Source organism: Butyrivibrio sp. INlla18 (assembly GCF_900103635.1).
In the GTDB taxonomy this organism is placed as follows: domain Bacteria; phylum Bacillota; class Clostridia; order Lachnospirales; family Lachnospiraceae; genus Butyrivibrio.
Genome location: NZ_FMXK01000007.1, coordinates 135390 through 161597, shown reverse-complemented (window position 1 = coordinate 161597; position 26208 = coordinate 135390). Strand labels below are relative to the sequence as shown.

24 protein-coding genes are annotated in these 26208 nt (G+C 41.7%); 20 read left to right on the top strand and 4 right to left on the bottom strand.

The window, feature by feature from the left end:
* The first annotated feature begins 7 nt into the window (after positions 1 to 7).
* From BLS24_RS05825 to BLS24_RS05765, 13 genes are all read left to right on the top strand, one after another.
* Positions 8 to 1678, top strand: a complete 1671-nt coding sequence (locus BLS24_RS05825) for an alpha-amylase family glycosyl hydrolase (protein WP_091757048.1) — start codon at positions 8 to 10, stop codon at positions 1676 to 1678.
* 54 nt (positions 1679 to 1732) lie between these two features.
* Complete coding sequence (locus BLS24_RS05820; protein ID WP_176764350.1) at positions 1733 to 2404, top strand: HAD family hydrolase; 672 nt, start codon at positions 1733 to 1735, stop codon at positions 2402 to 2404.
* A 23-nt stretch (positions 2405 to 2427) separates the two neighbouring features.
* Complete coding sequence (gene pepF / locus BLS24_RS05815; RefSeq protein ID WP_091757045.1) at positions 2428 to 4227, top strand: oligoendopeptidase F; 1800 nt, start codon at positions 2428 to 2430, stop codon at positions 4225 to 4227.
* Between the two features lie 13 nt (positions 4228 to 4240).
* Positions 4241 to 4870: a flavin reductase family protein gene (locus BLS24_RS05810; RefSeq protein ID WP_091757043.1), complete on the top strand. Its 630-nt coding sequence runs from the start codon at positions 4241 to 4243 to the stop codon at positions 4868 to 4870.
* A 95-nt stretch (positions 4871 to 4965) separates the two neighbouring features.
* Positions 4966 to 5451 (top strand): VanZ family protein, encoded by a 486-nt coding sequence (locus BLS24_RS05805; RefSeq protein WP_442857225.1) that lies wholly within the window; start codon positions 4966 to 4968, stop codon positions 5449 to 5451.
* 173 nt (positions 5452 to 5624) lie between these two features.
* A complete protein-coding gene (gene infC, locus BLS24_RS05800) occupies positions 5625 to 6176 on the top strand; it encodes a translation initiation factor IF-3 (protein ID WP_242872243.1) in 552 nt (183 codons plus the stop codon).
* Between the two features lie 69 nt (positions 6177 to 6245).
* On the top strand, positions 6246 to 6446 hold the full coding sequence (gene rpmI / locus BLS24_RS05795) for a 50S ribosomal protein L35 (RefSeq protein WP_013280183.1): 201 nt from the start codon (positions 6246 to 6248) through the stop codon (positions 6444 to 6446).
* A 56-nt stretch (positions 6447 to 6502) separates the two neighbouring features.
* On the top strand, positions 6503 to 6859 hold the full coding sequence (rplT, locus tag BLS24_RS05790) for a 50S ribosomal protein L20 (protein ID WP_071175429.1): 357 nt from the start codon (positions 6503 to 6505) through the stop codon (positions 6857 to 6859).
* A 105-nt stretch (positions 6860 to 6964) separates the two neighbouring features.
* Complete coding sequence (locus BLS24_RS05785) at positions 6965 to 8416, top strand: aminoacyl-histidine dipeptidase (protein WP_091757038.1); 1452 nt, start codon at positions 6965 to 6967, stop codon at positions 8414 to 8416.
* 34 nt (positions 8417 to 8450) lie between these two features.
* Positions 8451 to 9017 (top strand): TetR/AcrR family transcriptional regulator, encoded by a 567-nt coding sequence (locus BLS24_RS05780; protein ID WP_091757035.1) that lies wholly within the window; start codon positions 8451 to 8453, stop codon positions 9015 to 9017.
* A gap of 2 nt (positions 9018 to 9019) precedes the next feature.
* Positions 9020 to 11395 (top strand): alpha-galactosidase, encoded by a 2376-nt coding sequence (locus BLS24_RS05775; protein WP_091757033.1) that lies wholly within the window; start codon positions 9020 to 9022, stop codon positions 11393 to 11395.
* Positions 11396 to 11428: 33 nt separating this feature from the next.
* The gene (locus tag BLS24_RS05770) at positions 11429 to 12463 is read left to right on the top strand and encodes an aldo/keto reductase (RefSeq protein ID WP_091757031.1); all 1035 of its coding nucleotides are present in this window, start codon (positions 11429 to 11431) and stop codon (positions 12461 to 12463) included.
* Between the two features lie 79 nt (positions 12464 to 12542).
* Positions 12543 to 12818: a DUF1858 domain-containing protein gene (locus tag BLS24_RS05765; RefSeq protein WP_091757029.1), complete on the top strand. Its 276-nt coding sequence runs from the start codon at positions 12543 to 12545 to the stop codon at positions 12816 to 12818.
* Positions 12819 to 12881: 63 nt separating this feature from the next.
* On the opposite strand, the gene BLS24_RS05760 is transcribed toward BLS24_RS05765, so the two are convergent.
* The 4 genes from BLS24_RS05760 to BLS24_RS05745 all read right to left on the bottom strand — a co-directional run bounded on the left by BLS24_RS05760 (position 12882) and on the right by BLS24_RS05745 (position 17625).
* Positions 12882 to 13751: a carbohydrate ABC transporter permease gene (locus BLS24_RS05760; protein WP_091757028.1), complete on the bottom strand. Its 870-nt coding sequence runs from the start codon at positions 13749 to 13751 to the stop codon at positions 12882 to 12884.
* Positions 13751 to 14848 (bottom strand): carbohydrate ABC transporter permease, encoded by a 1098-nt coding sequence (locus BLS24_RS05755; protein WP_091757026.1) that lies wholly within the window; start codon positions 14846 to 14848, stop codon positions 13751 to 13753. Before BLS24_RS05755 ends, BLS24_RS05760 begins: the two co-directional genes overlap by 1 nt.
* Before the next feature lie 78 nt (positions 14849 to 14926).
* Entirely contained in the window at positions 14927 to 16258 is a 1332-nt protein-coding gene (locus tag BLS24_RS05750) for an ABC transporter substrate-binding protein (protein WP_091757023.1), read from the bottom strand.
* A 353-nt stretch (positions 16259 to 16611) separates the two neighbouring features.
* Positions 16612 to 17625, bottom strand: a complete 1014-nt coding sequence (locus tag BLS24_RS05745) for a LacI family DNA-binding transcriptional regulator (protein ID WP_091757021.1) — start codon at positions 17623 to 17625, stop codon at positions 16612 to 16614.
* 200 nt (positions 17626 to 17825) lie between these two features.
* On the opposite strand from BLS24_RS05745, the gene BLS24_RS05740 reads away from it, so the two are divergent.
* The 7 genes from BLS24_RS05740 (at position 17826) to BLS24_RS05715 (ending at position 26179) form a co-directional block, all read left to right on the top strand.
* Positions 17826 to 18800, top strand: coding sequence for a nucleoside/nucleotide kinase family protein (locus tag BLS24_RS05740; protein WP_091757019.1), 975 nt, complete (start codon positions 17826 to 17828; stop codon positions 18798 to 18800).
* A gap of 105 nt (positions 18801 to 18905) precedes the next feature.
* On the top strand, positions 18906 to 20567 hold the full coding sequence (locus BLS24_RS05735) for an alpha-amylase family glycosyl hydrolase (RefSeq protein WP_091757017.1): 1662 nt from the start codon (positions 18906 to 18908) through the stop codon (positions 20565 to 20567).
* 625 nt (positions 20568 to 21192) lie between these two features.
* Positions 21193 to 23241, top strand: coding sequence for a hypothetical protein (locus tag BLS24_RS05730; RefSeq protein ID WP_091757014.1), 2049 nt, complete (start codon positions 21193 to 21195; stop codon positions 23239 to 23241).
* 218 nt (positions 23242 to 23459) lie between these two features.
* Positions 23460 to 24524: an MFS transporter gene (locus BLS24_RS05725; RefSeq protein WP_091757012.1), complete on the top strand. Its 1065-nt coding sequence runs from the start codon at positions 23460 to 23462 to the stop codon at positions 24522 to 24524.
* Entirely contained in the window at positions 24514 to 24681 is a 168-nt protein-coding gene (locus BLS24_RS15215) for a hypothetical protein (protein WP_176764349.1), read from the top strand. Before BLS24_RS05725 ends, BLS24_RS15215 begins: the two co-directional genes overlap by 11 nt.
* Positions 24678 to 25055, top strand: a complete 378-nt coding sequence (locus BLS24_RS05720) for a hypothetical protein (protein ID WP_091757010.1) — start codon at positions 24678 to 24680, stop codon at positions 25053 to 25055. The genes BLS24_RS15215 and BLS24_RS05720 overlap by 4 nt, the downstream gene beginning before the upstream one ends.
* Positions 25056 to 25189: 134 nt before the next feature.
* A complete protein-coding gene (locus BLS24_RS05715) occupies positions 25190 to 26179 on the top strand; it encodes a LacI family DNA-binding transcriptional regulator (protein WP_091757007.1) in 990 nt (329 codons plus the stop codon).
* Positions 26180 to 26208 lie beyond the last annotated feature (29 nt).

The following is a 26208-nucleotide window of genomic DNA, read 5'->3' as shown; positions in this document are numbered from 1 at the left end:
GAGAAATATGCGAGCTAAGAGATTACAAAAACTAATAGCGGCAGCAAGTTTACCGGCCATCATATTATCCGCATGCGGTAAAACGGAGGCATCACTTAACATCCTTGACGACAAATACCGCACAACCTATGAAGTCTTCGTCTACTCTTTTTATGACAGCGATGGAGACGGAATAGGAGACCTTAAGGGTCTCATCCAGAAGCTGGACTATATAAACGACGGCGATGATGCTACAGATACTGACCTTGGCTGTAATGAAATATGGCTCATGCCAATCTGTCCGTCAACCACCTATCACAAGTATGATGTGACAGATTATAAGGATATTGATCCGCAGTACGGCACTATGGCTGACTTTGATGAGCTTGTAAAGGCTTGCCACGACAGGAAAGTTAACATCATAGTAGATACAGTCCTTAATCATACGTCAGATCAGCATCCTTGGTTTAAAGAGGCGGCTTCTTATATAAAAGATAATGGGGAAAGCTTCAAGAATGCAGAAACTAAAGAGGATGGCAATATCCTCTTTTCACAGGAAGACCTTACAAACTGTAAGTACCTTGATTACTACAACTTCTCAAAAGAGAAAAAGGAAGGCTACGAGCCACTTCAGGGTACGGACCTTTACTACGAAGCAAGGTTCTGGTCAGGAATGCCAGATCTAAACCTTGATAGCCAAGATGTAAGAGCAGAGATCCAGGATATCACAGGCTTTTGGACAGAGCATGGCGTAGATGGATTTAGACTTGATGCGGTTACTTCATATTATACAGGGAATGATGAGAGTAACGCTGAGTTTATGACTTGGCTTAATAGTGAGATAAAAGAGCAGAACAAGGACGCTTACATTGTCGGTGAAGCCTGGACTAATATCGCGACCTATTCCAAGTACTATGCTAGCGGAATTGATAGCTTTTTTGACTTCGACATGTCAGGAAGTGAGGGTGATATAGCCAAGATGGCAAGAGGCAAGTACGTGGCATCCAAGTACGCAGATACTCTTGCTAGTACAGAAAAGGCTCTCTCAGCGGTTAATCCTGAAGCTATAAATGCACCATTTTATACAAACCATGATATGGCTAGATCCGCAGGCTACTATACTGGAAAACATTCTCAGGAAGGCGTCAAACTGGCGGGAGCACTGAATCTTTTGACAAGTGGCAATGCCTTTATCTACTATGGCGAAGAGCTTGGCATGGTGGGCTCTGGCAAAGACGAAAATAAGAGAGCACCAATGCAGTGGGGAAGCGAAGGCACAGAGGGAATGTGCGACGGACCTGCAGATATGGACTCTTTTGACATGAAGTATCCATCTCTTGAGGAGCAGATGAAGGATCCGAAGTCCATATACAATTATTACAAAGCTGCAATCAAGCTTAGAAACACCTATCCAGTCATAGCCCGCGGCGTTACTGAGCCTATTGAGGAATTGGCTGATAAGGACATTTCATGTTATATTAAGAAGGAAAAGCAGAATGGCGAATTTGAAACAGGAAGTCTTCTTTTCCTTATCAATATCTCTGATGAGGCTAGGGAAGTAGACCTTGGTAAGAGTACAGAGGCGGCTAGGTATACGGAGCTTGCATATTCTCTTAATGCCACTGAGGCAGTTTCTACGATAGACGGGGAAGTAGTTACTGTTCCAGCCTTTGGAATTGCAGTACTTACTAAGAGGTGATCAATGAGCCATGTTCTGCATGGCTCTTTTAGTTTTTTTGGAGGAGGTATCGGTATGTACAATAAATACGATAACTACATTTTCGATCTCTATGGAACCTTAGTGGACATCCACACTGATGAGGAATCATTGGAGCTTTGGACCAATATGGCCGGCAAGCTCAAGGATGAATATGGCGCAGATTATGAAGCCAAGGAGCTAAGGACTACATATCTAAAGCTTTGCAAAGAGGAAGAAAAAGACCTCCAGTCAAAGAATCATGCTGAATATCCAGAAATTAAGATAGAGAGAGTCTGGGCGAAACTTATTTCTAACAAGATCAATGAAAAGGTAGCCCCAGCAAGCCTTGAGGACCTCTGCATCTATTTTAGAGAGGAATCAAGGGATAAGTTTACTCTTTATAAGGATACTATGAACCTTATAAATGGCCTTAGAAAGGACGGCAAGAAGGTATTTCTTTTATCTAATGCCCAGAGATTCTTTACAGAAAAAGAGCTGGATGAAACAGGTCTTACACCTTGCTTTGATGACATTTTTATCTCTTCTGATAAAGGGGTAAAAAAGCCACAGAAGGAGTTTTTGGAAGAACTCATAAAAAGTAACAACCTTGAGCCTTCAAGGTGCGTTATGATAGGAAATGAAGCTTTTAGTGATGGCGGAGTTGCCGAAAAGAACGGCGTTGACGCTATCATTGTAAAAGACGGAGATTTCTCCGATATAGGATAAACTTAAAGACAGGAGACATAAGTATGCAGCAGAAATTACCAAAAAGAGATGAAGTTGCTAAGGAGCTCACTTGGCGACTGGAAGATATTTACGACGATGAGAGCAAATGGGAGAGCGAGCTTAATAAGGTCAATGAACTTGCAGATAAGTTTGCTTCTTATCAGGGCAAGATCTCAAAGGACAGCAAGAGCCTTTTAGAGGTGTCCAAGCTTGCAGAAGAGGTTGAGCTTTATCTTGATAGAGTTTATGGATATGCTCACATGAGAGAAGACCAGGATACAGCTAATTCCAAGTATCAGGGCATGAAGCAGAGAGCACTTTCAACATATATGGCTGTTTCAGAAAAGTCAGCATTCATTGATCCAGAGATCCTCGAGATTTCAGATGCAGATCTTGAGAAGTTCTACGCTGAGACTCCAGAGCTTGACAGATACAAAAGAAAGATCGCAGAGACCAGAAGACTTAAGGAGCACATGCTTGATGCGGCTACAGAAGCTCTTTTAGCATCAGCAGGAGAGATGCAGGGCGCATCACAGAAGGCATACGGAATGCTTGCTAACGCAGACCTTAAGTTCCCTTCTGTTAAGGATTCCAAGGGTGAAGAGGTTCAGCTTTCAAACGGAAGATTCGTTCCTACTCAGATGTCCAAGGATAGAGACCTTAGAAAGGCTAGCTTTGAGGCTTTCTATGGCAGATATGAAGAGTTCAAGAATACTTGGGCTGCAATGTACGATGGAGAGGTTAAGAGCCGTATCTTTGAAGCTAAGGCTAGAAAGTACGGATCAGCCTTCGAGGCAGCAGTAGACCACAACGATGTATCTCCTGCAGTTTGCGACAGCCTCTTTGAGTCAATCCATGACAACATGGACAAGATGCACAGATACGTGACACTTCGTAAGAAGCTCCTTGGAGTTGATGAGCTTCACATGTATGACGTTTATGTAGGAATGCTTCCTGATTTTGATATGAAGGTTTCCTATGAGGAGGCAAAAGAACTCTCATTTAAGGCACTTGCTCCTCTTGGAGAGGACTACCTTGAAGTAGTTAAGGAAGCTTATGAGAACAGATGGATCGACGTAGTTGAAAACGAAGGCAAAAGAGGCGGCGCATATTCATCAGGTGTTTATGATGTACACCCATACATGCTCCTTAACTACAACGATACTCTTGATGATGTATTTACACTTGTGCATGAGATGGGACATTCAATGCACACATGGTATTCAAATAAGGCACAGACAATCGTTGATGCCGGATACAAGATCTTTGTAGCAGAGGTTGCTTCTACTACAAACGAAGTTCTTCTTTATCATTATATGAAGGACAACGCCAAGACCAAGGAAGAAAAGGCATTTATCATCAACCACTTCCTTGATAGCTTCAAGGGCACAATGTTCAGACAGACTATGTTTGAGGAATTTGAGCGCAAGACCTGTGAAATGGCAGAAGCTGGAACACCACTTACAGCAGAGTCTCTCTACGACGTATATCTTGACCTTAACAAGCAGTACTTTGGCAAAGATATGATCTCTGATGCACAGATTGGTTGGGAGTGGTGCAGAATTCCTCACTTCTACTACAACTTTTATGTATATCAGTATGCTACAAGTTTTGCAGCAGCTGTTGCGATCGCAGATAGGATCCTTAAGGAAGGTAAGCCTGCTGTAGATCAGTACAAGAAGTTCCTTTCAAGCGGATGTACTCAGGATCCTGTAAGCCTTCTTAAGATCGCAGGCGTAGACCTCACAACAAAGGCCCCTATCGATTCAGCACTTGCAGTATTTGGCGAAGCTATCAGCGAGATGGAAGAGATCACCAAGTAATTGAGGTAATAATATGGCAAAAGAGGTATGGCAGCCAGGAAACATGCTCTATCCAATACCAGCGGTAATGGTGAGCTGCGGTAGACCTGGTGAAACACCAAACATAATAACAGTAGCATGGGCAGGGAACATCTGTAGTTCCCCTGCTATGCTGTCTATATCTGTGAGAAAAGAAAGATTCTCCTACGATATCATCAAGGAGACAGGCGAATTTGTAGTAAATCTCACTAGCAAGAAACTCACTAGGGCTACAGACTGGTGCGGTGTCAGATCAGGTAGAGACTATGATAAGTTCAAAGAGATGAATCTCACACCTTCCAGATCCCAGAAGATATCTGCTCCTGGAATCGAAGAGAGCCCTGTAAATATTGAATGTAAAGTTAAGCAGGTCATAGACCTTGGAAGCCATGATCTTTTCATTGCAGAAGTTGTCTGCGTTACAGTTGATGACAAGCTTCTTGATGACAAGGGAAGACTTGATCTTGGCAAGGCTAAGCTTGTGGCTTATTCTCATGGCGAATATTTCATGCTGGGCGAGAAGCTTGGTAAGTTCGGCTACAGCGTAGCCAAAAAGCCTGAGAAATCAGAAAAGAAATCTGATAAGAGATCAGATAAGAAGCCAGGTAAAAAGAAGAGAAAATAATGAAATATTTTTTGATGTATATAAAACAAACATTGCGGTTTGTGCTTAAGCCACTGTCTTTTGCGCCCGCGATCATAATGATGTGCATCATATTCATGTTTTCAGCGCAGGAAGGAGCAACTAGTAGTCAGCTCAGCTACAAGGTTGGAATAAAGGTCTTTTCATATGCCAACGAAAAGCTTGATAAGGGCTGGACTAAGGAGCATATCGAGGATCTATCTGAAAGCTCACAGTTCTATGTCAGAAAGACGGCCCATTTTACCGAGTACTTTTTGCTTGCTGTATCAGTGGCATTTCCGCTTTATGTATATGGTGTAAGGGGACTGTGGCTGGTGTTTACGGCAGGAATATTCTGTGCAGGCTTTGCTTGTCTTGATGAGTATCATCAGTCCTTTGTAAGTGGCAGGTCACCGTCCAAAAGAGATGTTCTCATTGATTGCTGCGGCGTACTTCCTGGAATCATTCTCACTAGGATCGTTGGATGGACAGGAAGAATGACAATATTTAAGCCGCTGTCCAATAGTGAAGAGCCAGACAAAAACAGAAAGAAAGGCAAAAGAAGAAAGCCTTTACATAATTGATGCAATTCTGATAAAATATGTTGACATGTTTTGGAGCATGTGATATATTACTTTAGTATTTGAAAACAAAGCAGAGTATCCACTCTCACCCTGCGGCTTAGCCAGTAGGCGTTAATATCTTTCAAACAGACATTTATAAGGTCTGTACTTTATGTGAGATTTAGGTGGATACATTGCGTATTCACCTTTTTTTATTTATTTTGGAGGGTAAGGCCATTAGCGAGTTATTTATTAATGATCAGATCAGAGCTAAGGAAGTTCGTGTAATCGGTATTGATGGGGAGCAGCTTGGTGTCATGTCAATTCAGGACGCTAGAAAAGTTGCCGACGATGAAGGTGTTGATCTTGTTATGATCGCCCCAACAGCTAAACCACCTGTTTGCAGGGTTGTTGATTACGGTAAGTTCAAGTATGAGCAGCTTCGCAAAGAGAAGGAAGCAAAAAAGAAACAGAAGACTGTTGAGATCAAGGAAATCAGACTTTCACCAAATATTGATACAAACGATCTTAATACTAAGGTCAACGCTGCCAAGAAGTTTCTTGAAAAAGGAAATCGTGTAAAGGTAACACTTCGTTTCCGCGGACGTGAGATGGCTCACATGGGAGCAAGCGTACACATCCTTACAGATTTTGCAGAAGCACTTGCAGATGTAGCAGTTATTGAGAAACAGCCTAAGGTTGAGGGACGTAGTATGACAATGTTCCTTTCAGAAAAGAAGAACTAAGGTATTTTACCAATTTTTGGTTAAGATATAGCTACAAAATAATGAAAGAGTCATAGGAGGATTTAAGTTATGCAGCAAAAGATGAAGACAAAGAGAGCTGCTGCCAAGAGATTCAAGGTTACTGGCACAGGAAAGCTCATGAGAAACAAAGCGTATAAGCGCCACATCTTAACAAAGAAGTCCACAAAGAGAAAGAGAAATCTTAGACATGCCGGACTTGTTGACGCTACAAACGTTAAGGCAATGAAGAGCATTCTTCCTTACGCTTAATTTGTATAAGTACGTTTACAGTTTGGTTTATTAGAATTTATTAGGAGGATATTAAGATGGCAAGAGTTAAAGGCGCAATGAATGCCAAGAAGAAGCACAATAGAGTATTAAAGCTTGCAAAGGGCTACAGAGGAGCAAGATCAAAGCAGTATAGAGTTGCTAAGCAGTCAGTTATGAGAGCACTTACATCAGCATTCGCTGGACGTAAGCAGAAGAAGAGAGATATGAGATCTCTTTGGATCACACGTATCAATGCAGCTGCTAGAATCAACGGTCTTTCATACAGCAACATGATGCATGGTCTTAAGCTTGCAGGCGTTGATATCAACAGAAAGATGCTTGCTGAGCTTGCAGTAAATGATCCAGAAGGATTCAAGACACTTGCAGAGCTTGCTAAGACAAAAATCGCATAATTTTTGCGGAAACTTTCATTGTAAAAAAAGTTTTTTTAGGATAGAATTAAGGAGTATCAAATTATTGATACTCCTTATTTTTTCGCGTTTAGGAGGCAACTTAGAATGGCATTTGAGAATTTACAACCAAGAGAAGTTTTTAAGTATTTTGAAGAAATTTGTAATATACCACATGGTTCAGGCAATCTGCAGAAGATAAGCGACTATCTCGTTTCTTTTGCCAAGGATAGAAATCTTGAAGTAATTCAGGATAAGGAACTCAATGTTATCATCAAAGCTCCTGGTAGCAAGGGCTATGAAGACAAAGAGCCAGTTATCCTCCAGGGACACATGGACATGGTAGCTGTTAAAGAAGATGGCTACGATATAGATATGACAACAGAAGGTCTTAGATGCAGAACAGATGGAGAGTACGTATGGGCTGAAGGTACCAGCCTTGGCGGAGATGACGGAATTGCCGTAGCTTACTGCCTTGCAATCCTTGATTCAGACGATATCCCACATCCTCCACTTGAAGTTGTCATCACAACAAATGAAGAAACAGGTATGTTTGGCGCACAGGCAATCGACCTTTCAATGCTTAAGAGTAAGAAGCTCATCAACATTGATAATGAGGAAGAGGGCCACTTCATTGTAAGCTGCGCGGGTGGTGCCAGATTCTATACAGAGTTTGATCTTGGGAACAGTGCTAAAAAAGACGGCGTATGCCTCGAAGTTAAGGTTTCAGGACTTTTAGGCGGCCACTCAGGTGAGATGATCATCAAGGGCAGAGGCAATGCAAATGTTCTTTTAGCAAGAACTCTTGTAGAGACTATGGACGACGCTAAAAATGAGTCAGAAGTAACATTTATCAGTATGAATGGCGGCGTGGCAGACAATGCAATCCCTTCATCTGCAGTTGCTAAGGTAGTTGTAGATAAGGCATATGTAGATACATTTAAGGCAAGCGTACAGAAGACTCTTGCAGACGTTAAGGGAGAGCTTGAAGTTAAAGACCCTGACGTTGATATCACAGCTACAGAGTGCGGTGAGGGAAGCTTTGATGCTTATGATTTCCACAACACTAAGAGAGTACTTGGTGCTATGATCTCTTTCCCAGATGGCGTTCAGACTATGAGCTCATCAGTAGAAGGACTTGTTGAGACGTCTCTTAACCTTGGTATCGTCAAGACAGAAGGAAATGTCGTTACAACAGAGCAGTCAGTTAGAAGTAGCGTAGAATCTGCCAAGAAGATGCTCATCAGAAAGCTTGAGACCATCGCTACAGTTAACGGCGGCGTATATAACGTAACTGGCCAGTATCCAGGCTGGAAGTACAGACAGCACTCAGAACTTAGAGACCACATGGTTAAGGTTTACAAGGATATGTACGGCGTTGAACCTAAGGTGGAGGCTATACACGCTGGACTTGAGTGCGGACTCTTTAGTGAGAAGATCGAAGGACTTGATTCTATCTCAATCGGCCCTGACATGCAGGATATCCATTCTCCAAAGGAGAAGCTTTCTGTTAAGTCAGCAGGCAACGTATTTGAATATTTAAAAGCGGTTTTGAAGTAATATATTTGGGGCTTATACAAGGAGGGGATTTCATATGAATGAAATCAGGCAAAAAATTATGGAAGCTGTTATCAACCAGTTTAACAGCAAGGGAATGAAGTTTACTATGGACGACATATCCAAGGAACTTCACATCAGTAAGAAGACAATCTACAAGGAATTTGATGATAAAGATGAACTCTTTTTTGCTACTGTAGAATATGGTTTTTCTAACATCAAGAAAAAAGAGGCAGAGGTCTTGGCAGATGATTCATTAGATCTTCTGGAAAAGATCTCTATGCTCATCGTTTGTCTTCCTGACAATTATAAGAATATCGACTTTAGAAGAGTTTATCAGCTCAAGGAAAAGTATCCTCTCGTTTACAAGAAGGTTGCTGAGAGAATAGAAAGCGATTGGGAAGAGACTGAGAAGCTTTTAAAAGAGGCTATCGACAAGAAGCTCATTAAGGATCTTCCAATTCCTCTTATCAAGCTGATCATTGAAGGTGCCATCGAAAAGTTCCTTACATCAAAAGAACTTAGTAACACCAAGTACAGCTATGAAGAGTCACTAAACGGCATGATCGATATCATCATGAATGGACTTAAAGTGAGGGATTAACAATGATCGTTACTAATAGTAATGTCTTTTTGTTACAGACTAAGAACACAGCATATATGTTCAGAAGGCTTGAATCAGGACATCTTGAGCACCTTCATTATGGAGGTCTTTTATTTCCTAACAAGAATGACTGCTTAAATCATTTAGATGAGGTGGCGGCTGCTGTAGCTCCAAAGCATTTTAATGGAGCAGGCAATCTCAACAGCTATTCTGATGAGTATAGCTCTGTTATGCTTGAACAGCTGACGTTGGAAATGTCTAGCTTTGGCAAAGGTGATATCAGAGATCCTTTTGTAGAGCTGACTTACGCAGATGGTTCCAATACGGTGGATTTCCTCTATGAGTGCCACAAAGTAACTGATGGTAAGAAGCCATTAAGCACCCTTCCATCTTCATATGCAGAGGATACTGCAGCTGGAGATGACAAGGTTCAGCAGCTTGTTGTCACATTGAAGGACAAGGAATATGGAGCAAGACTTAAGCTCATCTATTCTGTATTTCCTGAGTGTGATGTCATCACCAGAAGCGCTGTTTTGTCCAACGAGAGCAAAGAAGATATCAGGATCGACAGGATCCTTAGTACCTGTGTTGACTTTAATGCACCATCTCATAAGTTCACTTCCTTCCATGGAAGATGGGCTGATGAAATGGGCAAGTATGAGAGTATCTGCAGCGGCGGCAAGGTAGTATGTGAAGAGCTGGCTGCAGGTGAGTCTGGATCAAGATCCAATCCTTTAGTTATAGTAAGTAGCCCATCTGCCGATGATTTTAGTGGAGATTGCTACGGCTTTAACCTCATTTACAGCGGCAATCATTATGAGGCGCTGTCATCAAATGGCAATTCTATGAGCCGTTTTGTCAGCGGTATCCAGCCAGTAGGATTTTCATGGACTCTTGCACCAGGAAACAAATTTGAGGCTCCTGAGGCTGTTATGACCTACTCTGGCAATGGTATGAATGCTATGAGCATCAATATGCAGGACTTTGTAAGGGAACACATCGTAAGAGGTACCTGGAAAAAGAAAGAACGTCCTATCCTCATTAACAGCTGGGAAGCTTCATATTTTAACATCACTCAGAATTCTCTTGTATCCTTGGCAAAAGAGGCAAAGAAATGCGGCATTGAGCTCTTTGTAATGGACGATGGTTGGTTTGGCAAAAGAAATAACGACAAGTCATCTCTTGGTGACTGGTATGAGAATAAAAAGAAACTTCCTGGAGGAATCAAGGAGCTTGCAGACAAGATAACAGCTCTTGGCATGTCCTTTGGCCTTTGGGTTGAACCTGAGATGGTAAATGAGGACAGTGACCTTTATAGAGCACATCCTGATTGGGCAGTGGCTGTTCCTGGACATCCTCATTCAAAGGGCAGAAATCAGATGAACCTTGACCTTACAAGACCTGACGTTCAGGACTATGTAATTGACGCCATGAAAAAGGTCTTTTCCGCAGGTAAAGTATCCTATGTAAAGTGGGATATGAACAGGATATTCTCTGATAGATACAGTACAGCCCTTGCTCCTGACAAGCAGGGCGAGTTCCAGCACAGATATTATATTGGCCTTTACAGGATCATGAAGGAGCTTACAGAGAGCTTTCCTGAGATATTGTTTGAAGGCTGCTCAGCTGGTGGTAACAGATTTGATCTTGGTATACTGTGCTATTTCCCACAGATCTGGGGAAGCGATGACACAGATGCTATGTGCAGAATAGATATTCAGAGAGGTTATAGCTATGGATATCCTGCAAGTACTATTGGAGCCCATGTTTCAGCTTGTCCTAACCATCAGACACTTAATACTGTTCCAATGGAGACCAGATTTGAAGTTGCGGCAGCAGGCTGCTTTGGCTATGAGCTGAATCTCTGCGACGTGTCAGAGGCGGACAAAAAGCTGGTTTCAGATCAGGTTGAATATTACAAGAAGCATAGAAAATTGTTCCAATTTGGTGATTACTACAGACTTCCTGATAATAGCTATATTATTGTCAGCAAGGATAAGAAGAAGGCTGTGGCTTTTGTGGTTGAGAAGAATGCAAGACCAAACAATGACTATAGGTGTCTTAGAACAGCTGGACTTGATGATCACAAGCTCTACAATATGACTGGCAGAAAGGTTCCTCACAGTCTCAAGGACTTCGGAAGCCTTGTAAATACACAGACTCCTATCCATGTGAAGCAGGACGGAATTCTTCACACCATCATGGACAAAGTTGTTAACATGAGTGGAGAAGAGCAAAAAGAAACTGCTACCGGTGCTTCTTTTAACAATCACGGAGTAGCGCTTAATTCTTCATTTTGTGGAACTGGTAACAACGAAGAAACCAGGATCATGAGAACCGGAGATACAAGACTCTACGTATTTGAAGAAGCAAAATAAAGACTTTTGACTAGTATTACGAGGAGATTTGGCATGAGACAGATAACACTTGGCATCACAGGAATAAGCGCGCCACAGAACGGATTTGGTGCTCTTCCTATTCAGAGAGATGATATTGAAACCTCTGTTAAGATACTTAGAAAGGCCTATGAGGGTGGAATTACATTTTTTGACACAGCTAGAGCCTATAGCGATAGCGAAGAAAAATTGGGCAAAGGTCTTGTAGAATATGGCGTCCGTGACAAGATTTATATCGCCACTAAGACTGCAGCCAAGACACCAGAGGATTTCTGGAAAGATCTTGAGACATCCCTTAGTAAGCTACAGACAGACCATATCGATATCTATCAGTTCCATATGGTGTCACAGTGTTACAAGCCTGACGATGGTACAGGAATGTATGAATGCATGCTGGAAGCCAAGGCAAAAGGACTTATAAAGCACATTGGTGTCACATCTCATAAACTACTGGTTGCCAGAGAATGTATAGAAAGCGGACTTTATGAGACGCTTCAGTTCCCTTTCAGCTATCTTTCTTCTGCAAGGGAGATTGAACTTGTAAAAATGTGCAAAGAGCACAATATGGGCTTCATAGCTATGAAAGGACTCGCTGGAGGACTTATCAACCGTTCAGATGCTGCTATGGCATTTATGAGCCAGTTTGATAATGTCATGCCTATTTGGGGGATCCAGAGGGAATCTGAGCTTGATGAGTGGCTTTCATATATGGATAACACTCCGGAATATAGTGGAGAGCTTGAAGCCTTCATTATGAAGGAGCAAAAAGAATTATCAGGTGATTTCTGCAGAGGTTGTGGCTATTGTATGCCATGTCCTGCTGGAATCCAAATCAATAATTGTGCCAGAATGTCTCTTATGCTCAGAAGAGCGCCTTCAGAAAACTGGCTAAATGAATACTGGCAGGGCGAGATGGCCAAGATAGAGCAGTGCATGAATTGTAGAGCATGTACTTTAAAATGCCCGTACGAACTCAATACTCCTGAACTTCTCAAGAAAAATCTGGAAGATTATAAAAAGGTACTTGCAGGAGAGGTTAGTGTGAGGTAAAATCATTGTGCACAATCAAAAAAGTGCTAACTGTTAAACTTACTTGTACATGGTTACACATGCACGAATAGGAGAAAAAATGAGCGGATTAAAAGATCTGTTTTTTGGAAATGACGAGGAAAGAGAGGACAAAAACGTGGAGAACGAGAACTTAGTTACAGCGGATATGAACGTTGGTGAGATCATTACTAAGCATCCACTTGCAGCACAGTTCCTTATGGAGTGTGGTATGGGATGTATTCATTGCCCAGCTTCACAGATGGAATCACTTGCTGAGGCTTGCGCAGTTCATGGCATCGATGGCGAAGAGATCGTAGATGCTCTTAATGATTACCTTCTTGAGCATAATGCATAATTAGATCAGAATATCAAAATACCTCGCACATATAATGTGCGAGGTATTTTTTGTGGGTTTATATTAGCCTTTAACGGCTCCTTCTATCATGCCTTCCATGATCTGCTTCTGAGCGATAAGGAAGAGGATGATCATTGGCAGGATTGCCAAAAGTGCTGCAGTAAGGATCAGATCCCACTGCTTAACGAATGAACCAACAAATGCCTGTACGGCAATTGGAAGGGTCTTGATATCACCGGCTCTTCCAAGCATAAGTGATGGAAGAAGGTAATCGTTCCAGATCCACATACCATTAAGAATGGTAACTGTTGTAATAACAGGTGTAAGAAGAGGGAAGATGATCCTGAAGAAAGTCTGTTCAGGAGCACAACCATCGATTGATGCTGCCTCTTCAAGGTCATATGGAACACCCTTGATAAATCCGTTTAAGATAAATACTGTCATAGCTCCACCAAATCCAAGGTAAGCAAATACGATACCCTGTACAGAGAAGAGCATTGGAATACCGATGAAATCACCAGCTCTTCTAAATGTTGAGATAAGTGGAAGCATAACTACCTGGAAAGGAATGATCATAGAAGCAATGAATGTGAAGTAGATTGCTGCTGACCATTTTGTCTTGTTTCGGCAGATGACCCAGGCTGCCATAGCCCCAAATAATGCCAAAAGTACTAAAGATAACACAGTTATAAGCGCAGAAAAGCCAAATGCTCTCCAAAATAGGAAGCTCTGATTATTGATAACATTGTCAAGGTTTGACAGAAGCTGCTTTAAGCTTGCTCCATTGAAACTGATCGGATTATCAATAATGCTTGTTTTGTTCTTGCATGAGTTGATAACTACAAGTGCAAAAGGAAATAGTACATATATTGCAAGTATAGTAGCAATAACGAACCTTAATACAATGATAGGTAGTCTTTCTTTTCTATGCATTACAGTTCTACCTCCTTCTTATTAGAAATGCGAACCTGAATGATTGATACACAAGCAAGGATTATGAAGAACAGGAACGCTTTAGCCTGTGCAAAAGAGTAATCTCTTGCAGTGATAGCTGTATCATAAATATTAAGGGCAAGCATCTGAGTACCATTTGTGATGAACTCTCCAAGGAAGTTTGGAACAGCGCCTGCACCGTTTGTAAGAGCAAGGTTTACATCGAACTGTTTGAAAGCAGATGTAAGTGTAAGGAATGTACAGATCGTAATAGTTGGTGCGATCATTGGTATCTTGATCTCAAATAGTGTCTGAAGAGGCTTAGCGCCATCGATTGCTGCAGCCTCAAGTACATCACCTGGAATAGTGTTAAGACCTGTGATATAGATCAGCATGATATAACCTGCATACTGCCATACATATACTATGATGATCGCCATAAATGCTGTCTTGGTATTGGCAAGCATTGATAATCTGTTTCCTGATAATGAATCTGTTAAAAGAGTTACTACATTAGCAAAAATGAAATTCCAAATGTAACCAAGTACGATTCCGCCGATAAGGTTTGGCAGGAAGTAAGCTGCTCTGAAGAATCCCATGCCTGGAAGCTTGGAAGTGCATAGAAGAGCTAAAAGGAAAGCTACAAGGTTAACAAGTATCATATTAAATACTACAAACAAGAATGTAATAAGGATTGACCAGATAAAGCTTGGATCCTTGAACATTTTTGTATAATTTCCAACTCCAATTACACTCGAATACTCTATTCCATTCCAATCAGTGAAAGAATAGAAGAGACCTAAAAACAGAGGTAAGATAACTGTAATAAAAAATGCGAAAAGTAATGGGAACAAAAACAATACATTAATAATTGTACGATGATGCTTGAGTGTAGGATAAAAATATAATCCTAAAACAATTCCTATAATTCCAAGTACTAACAGAGGTCCTCTAAACCACAGATCGGAACTATTATCTGAAGGAATGAAACCTGTTGCCAAAAAAATATCAATTGTAAGAGCCGCAGCTGTAAGCAATATGCCGATTATAAGACATATGACTGCTGAAGTTCTCTTGGGTCTGAAAGTTCCTCTCATATTGAATCTCCTTTTTCCAGAAAAGGCAGGAGCAATTAATTTGCCCCCGCCTAACTAATCTATAAATTTTTTGCAGGATTATTTAGCGTAGTAGCTAGCAATAACCTGACCCATTGTAGATACGAAGCTATCTACATCAAGTGCACCCTGTGCAAACTGGTTGAATACTACAGAAGTCTTGTCTTCAAGACCGCTCTTCTTCTCCATTGTGTGCCAGTATGAAAGCTTTCCAGCTGAGATATACTGTGCAATGCTTGCTGCGAAAGGAGCATCTGATGTGTACTTACAATCTGTGTATGGGCTGATAAGTGCAGCTTCCTCAACAAGGATCTGCTGAGCTGTATCCTCAGAGCACCACTGAAGGAATGCCTTAGCACCATCTACGTTACCATCAGCATATACTGCCCAGAAGTTTGGAACGCCACCGATGATCGTATCGATACCATCTTCGAATGCGTATGGAGCAAAGCCCATCTCGAATCCGTTGTAGTTATCATTTGCAAGAATGTTAGGAGCAATCCAGTTACCCTGAGTTACGAATACATACTTGCCTTCTGCAAATCCAGCAACCTGGCTATCATAGTTACCATCGATAACAAGATCAGGATCTGAATACTGATTCATCATGTCGATGAACTCAGCAAATGCTTTCATTCTATTCTCGTCGATCTGTCCACCATCATTGAGAAGATCGATATACTTTGTGTCGTCGTATGCAAGACCAGCATCAAGATACTGACCAAATACGTGTGTACCTGATGACCATCCAAGGTTAGATGGCTCTGTGCACCAGCCAAATACAGCTGTGATACCAAGCTCATCCTTCATAGAATCGAGCTTCTCTACAGCTTCTTTCCAAGCTGCAGGTGAAGTAAGAGTTGAAGGATCGATACCTGCCTTATCAAGGAGCTCCTTGTTGTAACCAAGAGCTGTAGCCTCAACTGAATATGGGAAACCTACTGTAACGCCGTTAACAACGAGTTCAGAATCTGTATCTTCTGTCCACTGCTCACCAGCAAGGTCAACGAGCTTACCTTCCCAATCAGGAATATCGTTGCTCTCTACGAAGAAGATATCAGGCATATTACCAGCCTGGTAATAACCCTTAAGTGCATCAGAAGCTTTCTGATCACCACCGATTGTCTCGATAACTACTTCGTTACCAGTTTCTTCCTTGTACTTAGCAGCAAGGGTATTGAGCTGGCCGTTGATCTCAGGCTTACCATTTACAAGACGAATTGCATCTTTAGAACCTGAAGCGTCTGCTGACTGGGTAGCGTCAGCGTCTGTCTGAGTAGCTGTTGCATCTGTGCTGTCAGATGTAGTTGTGTCAGCTGTAGTCTTTCCGCAAGCAACAAGTGAAAGAACCATTGTTCCTGCTAAAAGAACTGACATGAGTTTCTTTTTCATTTTGTTTCCTCCTTTGTTCCTTTGTGCAAAATGCCATAATAAATTTCATTTTTGGCGGTTACTTTTGCGCATAAGTTGTACGCTATATTCAAATTAGCACAGAAACTGTTGAAATTCAAGCGGTATCTAGCATTATTTTAATATAAGTATATTAAATAAAAGTCACAAACCCAGTAAACAACTGAACTTGTGACGGACACAGAAAATTCTTAAATTATAATAAAACATACATAAAATATTTGCAATTGCGTTAATAATCAGGGCTTATGCGCATAAGGTGATTGGTAAAAATAAATAACCCTTATCCGATTTTGACCAAAAAAATTTGACATATTCACGGATAAGGGTCATTATTACGTTAATTTCTTTACAGTATCTCTGATAACAAGGTGTGTAGGAAGAAGAATCTGATTAGGTGTCTTCTGTTTGTTTAACTGTTGTAACAACGTCCTTGCTGCTACAATACCTTTTTCTTTTACGTCCTGATGAACAGTGGTAAGGGCTGGTCTGTGTAACTGACCAAGCATATTATCATCAAAACCAACGATTGAAATATCATTTGGAACAGATATGCCTCTATCTTCAAGGGCTGCCATAAGTGTGACGGCGTAGAGGTCAGATACGCACATGATCGCGGTGAAGTCCCTGGCCTTTCGACAGATCTCTTCCAAGCTATACTCGACTTCATCACTTTTAGGTCTGATCTTTAGGAAGTTTGAATCAGAGTACTTTATATTGTTGTCTTTTAAAGCTTTCTTGTAACCATTGAGTCTGGCAAGATCGACACCATTCATATTATCTGACAGGAATGCGATCTTTCTATGACCTTGAGAAATAAGATATGTGACCATATCATAGGTGCCCTGTTCATCATCAAGACCAACATTTGTGAAGTGCTTTAATCCTTCAATACTGTAGGTATCGATGCAGACTATAGGTTTTTTGTATTTTTCACTGACACGGATTCCGTCGTCATTGAGCATACCAAAAAGTATGAGGCCATCAACATTCCAGGTGGAAACATGTCGCATGATCTCAGTTGTGTCACTGGAGATATACAGCATCATGAAGTAGCCAGCATTTCTGATGGTCTCTTCGACACCACCTATAAGGACTGATACGAAAGGGTCCATTATGAGGTTTTCATACTTGTCGGCACGAGCCTTTAGAGCAAGGCCTATGATCTTGGATTCGTTTTGTGCAAGATTTCGCGCGTTGATATTAGGTACATAGTCAACTTTTTTCAGGAAGTCTTGAACGATTTTGGTTGTTTCTTCGGACACTTCACCAGTTTTTCCGTGGATAACGTTTGAAACTGTTGTAGTGCTCATGTTTAGTTGTTTTGCAATCTCTTTAATCGTTATCATAATTTTTTTTAGTCTTTACAAAGAAAAAAAGTTATTGTATCTTGTGTTCAAAATAACATGGCATAGTATGACTTGTCAAAATGAAAACTGTACGCGAAATTTCTTTTGATGGAACTATTATGTGGATGCCGCATAAATACTGGCTCTTGGCGGTGGCTGGGATTTGTGCAAGTTGGTTGTTGTTTTTAAGAAGGAGAATTATGAATAAAGAATTTAACAAAATGACTGTTTCAAACGATGTTTTAGACAAGGTTGAAAAAGCTTCAGATAATATTGCTAGTTTAGAAATACCAAGTGACATTCCTCACGGCGATATGCCAGGGGACAAGATTGAGATCGGCGAGAGCCATATAGCTAAGGCCAAGACTATTTTTCCAGTTCTGGTAAAAGAGCTTAAGGAAAAGATGACTGCTAATCCTTACAGACGCGCTGTTGTAGCGGTTTGCGGCGGATCAGGAGTTGGAAAATCTGAAATTGCGTCACTGTTGTCATATATGTTAGAACAGGCTGGAATCGGTAGCTACACAATGTCAGGAGATAATTATCCACATCGTATTCCTATGTACAATGATGCTGAGAGACTTCATACATTCAGAGTTTGCGGTATCAGAGGAATGGTTGACGCTGGTGTCATGAATCCAGAAAACTTTGCCAAGGTAAAAGAGTGGCAGGTTGCAGAAGACGACGCAAACAAGGCACATATAGAAACTGACGCGTGGTTCAAGTCATACTTTGAAGCTGGAAGCAAGGGACTTGATGAGTACCTTGGAACTCCAAAGGAGACAGACTTTGCAGAAGTAGATCAGATCATGAAGGCATTTAAGGATGGAGCTGACAAGCTTTGGCTCAAGAGAATGGGCAGAGATGAAGCTTCTCTTTGGTATGATGAAGTTGATATGTCAGAAAAGCAGGTTCTGATCGTAGAGTGGACACACGGTAACAGCGATTACATGACTCAGGTTGATATACCTGTTCTTTTAAATAGTACACCACAGGAAACACTTGAACACAGAAGATCAAGAAACAGGGATGGCAAGCTTGACAGCCCATTTACAACCCTCGTTCTCGAACTTGAGCAAAACAAACTTGTAAACCAGGCCCACAAAGCCAAAATCATCGTCACCAAATCCGGGGAAATCATTGACTTCAAGCAGTTTAGTGAGCTTATGAAGTGATTGAGAGGACGCCTTTTTTGAGAATATGTATGACAGATTTTGTTGACACTCTCGTTCTATGAAAAACGTAGCGGTGTGGCTTTGTAGTATTTGAAAGGAATATGTATGAGTAAATTTGTGGATAATGGACCTATGCTTAATGCTTATCCGGATAGTATGGGTGGAAGATTGGGAGATATAGTTTCTGTTCTTTCTAAGAAAGAGTTTGATGATGTGTTCCAGTCTTTCTATATTTTGCCTAGTATATTTAATACGGATCTGGATAGAGGGTTCTCTGTAATAGATTATGGAATTAATGAGGAGCTTGGAAGTAAGGAGGATCTTGAGAAGCTTGAGAAGCTTGGAATCAACTTGAAGCTTGATTTTATCTTGAATCATGCCTCAGTTCTTTCTCCTCAGTTCCAGGATCTTGTTAAGAATGGTGAGAAGTCTAAGTACAAGGACTTCTTTATTAACTGGAATAAGTTCTGGGATGGCTATGGCGAGATGACTGATGAGGGCTACATTCAGCCTGATCAGAAGTATATTAAGGACATGTTCTTTAGAAAGCCGGGACTTCCAATACTTATGGTGCGTATGCCTGATGGTAAGGACGTTCCATATTGGAATACATTCTATCAGGAGGTGCAGTACAAGCGCCCTGATGCGCAGGATCTGATGGATAAGCTTGATATTCAGTATCTTGCAGCTGATAGATTGTCAAAGATAGTGTGTGCGGGACTTGATGAGGGAAAGAAGCCAGCAGATATCGATTTTACTGGCTATGAGAAATATAAGGATGCAGTTATAGATCTTTTGGAATCAGGTAGAAGATACCTTGGTCAGATGGATCTTAATATTAAGTCAGATCTTGTTTGGGAGCATTACAGAAATACTCTTAAGGCCCTTTCAGGATATGGCGCAAGCATCGTAAGACTTGATGCTTTTGCTTATGCTCCAAAGGAACCAGGTAAAAAGAACTTCTTAAATGAGCCTGATACCTGGGATGTACTTGAAAAGGTTAAGAAGCTTGCTGACGAGTTTAAGGTATCTCTTTTACCAGAGATTCATGCAAGCTACAGCGAGAAAATCTATGAAGTTGTAGCAAATAAGGGCTATATGACATATGACTTCTTCCTTCCTGGGCTTTTGATCTATGCTATTGAGACAAAGTCTGGAGAAGTGCTTGCTAAGTGGGCAAATGAGATTCAGGAAAAGAAGATCCGCGTGGTTAACATGCTTGGATGCCACGATGGTATTCCTCTTCTTGATCTTAAGGGAATATTAGCTGATGATGAGATTCAGAAGATGATCGATACAATTGTTGGCCGCGGCGGATTTGTTAAGGATCTCCACGGTGCCAAGAATATGTACTATCAGGTAAACGCTACATACTACAGTGCTCTTGGCGATGACGACAAGAAGATGCTCTTTGCTAGAGCAATTCAGATGTTCATGCCAGGTAAACCACAGGTATGGTATCTTGACCTCTTTGCAGGCAAGAATGATCACGAAGCTGTTAAAAGAGCTGGTGCCGGCGGACACAAAGAAATCAATCGTACAAATCTAACATTAGAACAGATTGAAGAGGCTATGAAAAAGGATGTTGTTAAGAAGCAGCTTGAACTTCTTAAATTCCGCAATACATGCCCTGCATTCGGCTTTGATGCTAAGCTTGATATTTCTTTTGCCGGATCTGTCATGAAATTTGTTTGGGAAAACGAAGGCCACAAGGCTATTCTCGAAGCAGATTTTGCAGATTATAGCTACAAGATCTCAGAAGAGTAAGATTTGAGTGAACTTGGAGTAAGTTTAAACTTGTTTGATATGTAAATATGTAGTTTTATTCCCCCGTTTGGGCTTTGAGGCTCAGCCGGGGGATTTTTGAGCCCTAGGGACGGAGGTTGCGGCTCATTTTTGGTGTGAAGGCTTGGACTGCGGTGCCCATGTATGCTGGCTTGAGAGAAAATGAGCCCTAGGGACGGAGGTTAGGGCACATTTTGGGTATAGGGGCTTGATTTGTTTGGGCTTGGCATGTCAAATGATGGAATTAAAGAAAAAGACATGCCAAAATACTTGTTTATTTGGATACTCGGCATGTCAAAAACTGAAATGATGGAAAAACACATGCTATAAAACTTGATTATCTAGGTATTTGGCATGCTAAAAGTATAAAAGAAAGCAAAAGGCATGCTTTCAAATTGAGATTTTCTTCGAAGGCAGCCCAGGAAGAGACAACAAGTTTTAGACAATTTAGCTTGATGACAAATTAAATATGAATCTTCTGTAAACTTGCATGAATTAGATAAATTTATGAAAAATTTACTGTAAATTATCATCGAAATAAACGATAATATATATAGGCTGTTTTATGCATGTTTTTTGAGTTTGATTCTCGAAAGGAGATATATACATGGAAGGCATGAGCACTCAGGAAATGATTAACGGACAGGATCTTTCAACAGCGAATGTTGATGACTTATTAGCTGCTATGGCGGCAGAAACACCGGCTCCGGAGCCTGCGCCTGCAGAAGCACCTAAGCCAAAGAGAGGACGCCCAAAGAAAGCTGCGCCAGAACCAGCACCAGATCTTCCTGATCTTGAAGCTATGCTTGCAGAAAATAAAGCGGAGGCTGCCGCTCCAAGTCCAGCTGAAATTGCAGAAGCAGATGCTCTTGCAGCAGCGGCTGCTGTTGAAATGCCAGCAGAAGAGCCAGCACCAGAAATTGTTATAGAAGAACCAGCGCCAGAAATAGCTCTTGAGGAGCCGGTTGCAGAAGTACCAGTAGAAGAAGCACCTGTGCAGGATACAGAGGCTTTGATGGCAGCAATGGCCGCTGCAGAAACGGCAACTGATGTAGATAAGATGATGGCAGCGATGGCAGCAGGGGAAGCACCTGCAGAGGAGCCAGCGCCTGAAATAGTAATAGAAGAGCCAGCACCTGAGGCAATGCCAGAGATGGCAATAGAAGAGCCAACGCCAGAGATAGCCCTTGGGGAGCCAGTGGCAGAAGCGCCAGTAGAAGAAGCTCCAGTAGATATGGATGCAATGATGGCAGCAATGGCAGCAGGAGAAATGCCAGCGGAAGGACCTGCGCCAGAAATAGCGCTCGAAGAGCCGGCACCTGAAATAGCAATAGAAGAGCCAGCACCTGAGACAATGCCAGAGATGGCAATAGAAGAGCCAACGCCAGAGATAGCCCTTGGGGAGCCAGTGGCAGAAGCACCAGTAGAAGAAGCTCCAGTAGATATGGATGCAATGATGGCAGCAATGGCGGCAGGAGAAACACCTGCAGAGGAACCAGCGCCAGAGATAGCGCTCGAAGAGCCAGCACCTGAAATAGCAATAGAAGAGCCAGCACCTGAGGCAATGCCAGAGATGGCAATAGAAGAGGCAACGCCAGAGATAGCCCTTGAGGAGCCAGCACCAGAAGCAATGCCAGAGATGGCAATAGAAGAGTCTGCACCTGAGACTCCAGCAGATATCACACCTGCAGATGACATTGATCCTGTAATGGCTGCAATGATGGCTGATATGGCTGCAGCAGAAGCTGCAGGAGAGATGCCTGCAGAGGTAGAAACACCTGCAGAAAATCTTGATGCGATACTTAATGCAGAAGTTGATGCTCTTGCAGAAGCACCTGCAGAGGAGTCAGCAGCAGAGATAGCCCTTGAGAAACCAGCACCAGAAATGCCAGCAGATATTCCAGCTGATCTTGATCCGGTTGCGGCAGCAATGCTTGCAGCTGAGCAGGTTGCACAGGAAGAGGCTACTTCAGCAGAAGAAGCACCTGCAGACCTCGATGCAATGATGGCGGCGATGGCAGCAGAAGAAGCACCTGCAGAGGCAATGCCAGAAATTGCCCTCGAGGAATCAACTCCTGAGGAGATGCCAGAAATAGCACTAGAAGAACCAGCACCTGAAATAGCAATAGAGGAGCCTGCACCAGAAATGCCAGCAGAGGAAGCTCCAGCTGATCTTGATGCAATGATGGCGGCGATGGCAGCAGGAGAAACACCTGCGGAGGAAATGCCAGAAATTGCCCTCGAGGAATCAACACCAGAAGCAATGCCAGAAATAGCTCTTGAGGAGCCAGCTCCTGAGATGGCATTTGATATGTCAGAAGCAGAGCAGACACCAGCTGAAATGGACATGGATGTAGCTGCAGGTTCCATGGAAGGCGCAGTTGAAGATATCGAAGATTTCCTCAGCGCAGAGGATTATGAATACCTTACAATTCAGGAAGGTAGCAAGACCACTATCCTGATGAAGACTTCTGATAACAACACTATGGCTCTTGTCTATGACGGCAATGAGTTTGAATCTCTTGATCCAAACTATAGCAAGGATGGCAAGAATTCATACATTGATATCATGAATGAACAGGTAAAAGAGGCTATTAAAGCGGGAGGTAACAGCTGCATTAATAGACATAAAGGCAGTAAAGTTGTAGCAAAATAAGATATTATTTTTTGCAGTAAACTCAGGCAGCTACTTACAAAAGTAGGTAGCTGCTTTTTGAACCCTAGGGACGGAGGTTATGGCTCATTTTTGTTTTTCAAAAATAAGCCATAACCTCCGTCCCTAGGGCTCACTTTTTCATTTCTTTTCCCTACGCAACATATCAGGTTATAATATTGTCTATCTTATATAGAGAAAAGAAATATTGAGGCCAAAAAATGAGTCAAAAGAAGATCCTCGCTAATTCATACGCATGCTTCTTTGTACATTTCTGCATCGAAGTCATATGCTTTAGCATTTTAACCCATACATTTAAGGTGGATAACGCCACAAGATTTTTTATCTACATGTTCTTTGATATGGTGGCTTTTTACCCGCAGTTCTTGGTTGGAATAGTTCATGAGAAGTTCCCTAAACTCAACATTCCAGTCATATCCGTCGCCATGATGGCAATTGGAATCCTGCTTGTCCAGTACGACGTCGCATCGCCCCGCAGTATGGCAGGCATGCTCATAGTTGCACTTGCTAATGCATTTCTTCACGACTGCTGCGCGATCCAGACAACACTCATTGGAAAAGGTAAGCTCTTTCCATGTGCACTGTTCGTTTCCGGAGGCTCTTTTGGCGTAGTAATTGGTCAGATCCTAGGCCCATCAACCTTTTGGAGAAAAGAGTACATATTTATAGTCCTCGCTGTGATGCTTGTGTTACTTCTTTTAACTAATAATTCATGGCTTGTTGAGGAGTATGAGTATCCGAAATTTGACCTTGTTAAAAGAGATATGCCTCACAGCTACATGGTCATCATCGTCGCAGCTTATTTTGTCACTTTCGTTCGTAGTTTCATCGGCTACGCTATTCCGATTTCCTGGAGAAAAGAGCTGTGGCAGTCAATACTTCTTTTCTTTATAATGGGCATTGGAAAAGCCCTTGGAGGCTGGCTTTCAGATAAGATTGGAGCAAGGAAAGTCGGAGTTTACTCGACACTTTTATGCATCCCATTACTTATATGGGGGCAGAACCTAATGGTAGTCTCAATTCTGGGAATATTCCTATTTAGTATGACAATGGCCATCACCTTTGGAATGTTCCTGTCGGTGATACCGGACAACCCTGGACTAGCCTTTGGCCTTACAACCCTTGCCCTTGGAAATGGAATAATGATACCATTTATCACAGGACCTATTGATCCAATGCTAAATGCAGTAATAATCGTGGTTTTATCTGTTGCATGCTCTGTCGTGCTTGGAAAGACCCTTAAGGAGGATAAAAATGTTAACTAGTTTACTTACACTTACTTTATTAGATGCTGGCGGACCAGGACTTTTGATCGTAGGCCTTGGAATCATCATTGGAGCCCTTATTCTCATAGTCCCAGCTCTGATTGCACTTATTATCGCAATCGTAAATGGTATCAAGAAAAGGAATGGTAAAAAATGAAGTATGTGATTACTCCTGAAGGCGTCCTAGAAGGAATTACCGTGGTCGGAATATTGGCTCTTGTAACGATAATCCTTGAAATGGCCCCTGTTCTTATTGGTTTTAAAAAGTCTGAGTATAAATACAAGATTCCAGTGCTCATATGCGTAAATATCGTAACAAATGGCATTTTGAACCTTATATTAAACGCCTACTTCATTCAATATGGTTTCACCTATCTTGTGCTAGAGCTGGCGATTGTTTTAATAGAAGGAATTATCTATTACCTTGCTATATACGATATCTCTTTTAACAGAGCTCTTTCAGTCAGTCTCATTGCCAATCTTTTCTCAGCAATAGTTGGAATTTTCCTATTATTATTGTTCGGAGCTTAAAAAATTAAATATTAAATAATCATAAACGCCGTAGCAAAGCCTTATTACGGCGTTTTTTTGTTGTAGACAAATGAACTTTTTGCAGATATTATTAATAGTACGGAAAACGATTTCCAGACATGAGAGGGAATACAATGGTTTCAATAAAAGACGTAGCAAAAGAAGCTGGTGTAGCTATTTCAACAGTTTCCAAGGTGCTCAATAATTACCCAAACGTAAGTGAAGAGACTAGAAATAAGGTAAATGAAGTCGTTGAGAGACTTGGATTTGTGCCAAATGCGGTAGCTGCAACTCTTTCATCCAAGAGAACTGGAAGAGTAGCTCTTTTGATAAAACTAAATTTACATACCCAAGCCAGCGATGAGATCAGCATGCAGTATATTTCAGGTGCTATTCACAAGGCAAAAGAGCTACAGCTGGATGTGATCACTGTCTTCACGTCAATGATAGAAGACATGGACGTTGCAGAGGTTACAAGCTATTTTGCGTCACAGAGCATCAAGGGAATCATCATATATGGCATGACCACCAAGGATAAAGTCCTTCATAAGCTCATAGATAGCGGCAATTTTAAGATCGTAGTTGTGGATGCACCAATGGTAAATGAGTCAACCTCCAGCATCAGCATCGATCACGTCAAGGCTCAGTATGATGTGGCAAAGAAGACTATTACAGAGAATAAATGCAAAAAGATCCTGTATCTTGCAGGGGACGAAGATGGATACGTTACAGAGGAAAGGCTCCAGGGCATCAAGAAGCTCTGCGATGAAAAGAAATGTAAGCTCACCGTTAGAAATGGTAAGTTTTCTGAGCTTAGGGCAAGGGAGCTTACTATGAAATACGCCAAGAATTCAGATTGCGTAGTATGTGCATCTGATATTATGGCGATCGGCGCTATGAAAGCCCTTATAGATATGGATATTTTCAGACCTGTATGCGGTTTTGATGGAATTATCCTTATGGGCTATGCCGGCAAGCAGATGAACACTGTCAGACAGGATTTTGCCAAGATTTCCGAGGAAGGACTCATGGAACTTAACAGATTAATGTCCGGAGAAAAAGGCAGAAAAGTAGCAGTAAAGCATGAACTTGTGCGCATCAAATATGAAGATATAATCTGCTGATAAAAAAGTACTTGCGGAAAACGTTTTCT